Origin of the sequence: Paraburkholderia sp. BR10872 (assembly GCF_040965835.1) — a bacterium.
In the GTDB taxonomy this organism is placed as follows: Bacteria; Pseudomonadota; Gammaproteobacteria; order Burkholderiales; family Burkholderiaceae; genus Paraburkholderia; species Paraburkholderia nodosa_A.
The window spans coordinates 1-1,942 of the sequence record NZ_JBFRCN010000129.1 but is presented as its reverse complement, the minus strand read 5'-3'; the positions used below and the strand labels follow the sequence as shown (position 1 = coordinate 1,942).

Sequence of the window (1,942 nt, the reverse complement as noted above, 5' to 3'; positions counted from 1 at the left end):
GCTTCGAGCGAAAAGTCCGCGTGGTCGAGCAGCGCGACGTGGCCGAACGCCAGTTGCGCGTCTGTGATGGTGTAAAGCGACATGGATGGAAAGCGATGCGTGCGGTGGACCTGAAGGGGGCATTGTACCGGGCCGCGCAGGTCGGGCCGCGCAGGTCGGGCCGCGCAGGCCGGGCCGCGCAGGCCGGGCCTCCGCGTTTAGCTTCCGTTAGCGCAGCGGCACGCGAACCGTTTTCCGGTAACATCGCGGGTCGCCCGCGCCGCCCTGCCTGTAGATAAAGGGCCGCATGACGGGCCGCGCATCGAATCGACTAGACGAAGGACACGCTGTGAGCGAAGTAATCGAGTACAAGAGCTGGGTCTGCCTGATCTGCGGCTGGATCTACAACGAGGAAGAAGGTCTGCCCGACGAAGGCATCGCCGCCGGCACGCGCTTTGCGGAAATACCCGACGACTGGCGCTGCCCGCTGTGCGACGTGGGCAAGGCGGAATTCGCCGTCGTCGAGTTCTGATTGCGACGATTCCCACGCAGCTAAAGGGCGTCATTTTCGCGCCCGAACACGTTTGCTATACTCTGGGCCCTGCGCCGCGATATCGCTCGGACCTGCAAGGCCGAACCGGTTCGCGCGCCGCTCCGCGCCATGACGGGTCACTTGGGAAACATGGCGATCGAACGGAGCCATGCTCGACCTCGCGCTCCCTGTAGTTCAATGGATAGAACAAGTGCCTCCTAAGCGCTAGATGCAGGTTCGATTCCTGCCAGGGGGACCAGCCGCTGGGCCACCCCGAGCCGCGCAGGCCGGGCCGCGAAATCCGCAACCGGTTCGCAGATTCCCGTCCCGTCTCTTTCGCGCACTCGCGCACCCTCTTTCCCGAGCAGGTTTTCCATGGACATCAACAAGCAAGTCGCCGCCCTCACCGCATCGGAACTGCAGACGGCCGGAGCCAGCCAGGCCACCGCCATCGCCGTGAGCGTGCTGCTGCGCCACCTCAATTCGCCCGAACTCGCCCGCCAGCTGGGCGCCGCGTTCGAGAACCACCAGGCCGTCATGCTGCAGACGCCTTGGCCCGAGCAGATGCTGAACTCGTTCGAAGCGACGCGGCGTTTCTTCGAAAGCGCGGCCCAGGTGCAAGGCGCGACGCCGCCGGCTGCCGAATAAACGGAAGCTGACCGGCTAATTACGGGTAAATACCGAGTTAAATAACCCTAAAGTAGGGAAAAATAGTGCCGTAAAGGCCTTCATGGACTCCACGCGTCCCCTCCCCGCCGGTCATATGATGTCGACCCTCATCGATCAGGATATCGCGCACATTCGCCGCGTGATGCCGCTGTCACTCGCCGGCGACTTCGGCGGGCCGATTCTCCCCGCGCTCTACTGGCGCCAGCGCCTGCACCGCCTGCTCGACACCGGTCACGTGAACAAGGGCCAGCTGTGTGAAATCGACAGCCTGCTGCTGATCCTCGACCTGCACGAGCTAAACGTCGCCTCGGCCTCCGCGGCCCTCGCGAAGCAGGCAAACGCCGGCCCGCAACACTCCTGACTTCCCGCTGTATTCAACGCTCGCGCGTGCAGGCATTCGCCTGCGCGGCGCACGTCCGCGCACGCACATCGGGAATTCCTGGTGCCGCGGGTCGACCATCGGTCATAATGTCCGCAAAAATACCCTAACGAGGACTCCGTGCTCACGGCCGAACCGAGAGACCTGCTCCAGCAGGCACGCAAGCGTTTCACGCAACAGCAGATCGCCACACACGTCGGCCGCGACGTGAAGACCGTGCGGCGTTGGGAAAAAGGCGAGACGCCCTGCCCCGCGATGCTCGAAGCCGCACTGCGCGAACTGCTGCTAGGCGGCGCTCACGCCAATGGCGGCGCGGCGCGCTTTCGCTTCATCGACCTGTTCGCCGGCATCGGCGGCATCCGCAAGGGGTTCGAGGCCCACGG

3 protein-coding genes, 1 tRNA gene and 1 pseudogene are annotated in these 1,942 nt (G+C 64.6%); all 5 read left to right on the top strand.

Annotated elements, in window-relative coordinates:
* Nucleotides 1-286: 286 nt before the first annotated feature.
* Entirely contained in the window at nucleotides 287-511 is a 225-nt protein-coding gene (locus AB4Y43_RS40310; protein WP_083245300.1) for a rubredoxin, read from the top strand.
* Between the two features lie 184 nt (nucleotides 512-695).
* Nucleotides 696-770: transfer RNA gene (locus AB4Y43_RS40305), tRNA-Arg, on the top strand.
* Between the two features lie 116 nt (nucleotides 771-886).
* Entirely contained in the window at nucleotides 887-1,159 is a 273-nt protein-coding gene (locus tag AB4Y43_RS40300; protein ID WP_069265389.1) for a hypothetical protein, read from the top strand.
* An 82-nt stretch (nucleotides 1,160-1,241) separates the two neighbouring features.
* Nucleotides 1,242-1,541, top strand: coding sequence for a hypothetical protein (locus tag AB4Y43_RS40295; RefSeq protein ID WP_342947902.1), 300 nt, complete (start codon nucleotides 1,242-1,244; stop codon nucleotides 1,539-1,541).
* 138 nt (nucleotides 1,542-1,679) lie between these two features.
* Nucleotides 1,680-1,942: pseudogene (locus AB4Y43_RS40290) on the top strand (DNA (cytosine-5-)-methyltransferase); the annotation flags it as partial.

Bases quoted from the DNA above. Each gene is read 5' to 3' on its own strand.
- AB4Y43_RS40310 (WP_083245300.1), top strand. From the start codon at position 287: ATGACGGGCCGCGCATCGAATCGACTAGACGAAGGACACGCTGTGAGC.
- AB4Y43_RS40300 (WP_069265389.1), top strand. From the start codon at position 887: ATGGACATCAACAAGCAAGTCGCCGCCCTCACCGCATCGGAACTGCAG.
- AB4Y43_RS40295 (WP_342947902.1), top strand. From the start codon at position 1,242: ATGGACTCCACGCGTCCCCTCCCCGCCGGTCATATGATGTCGACCCTC.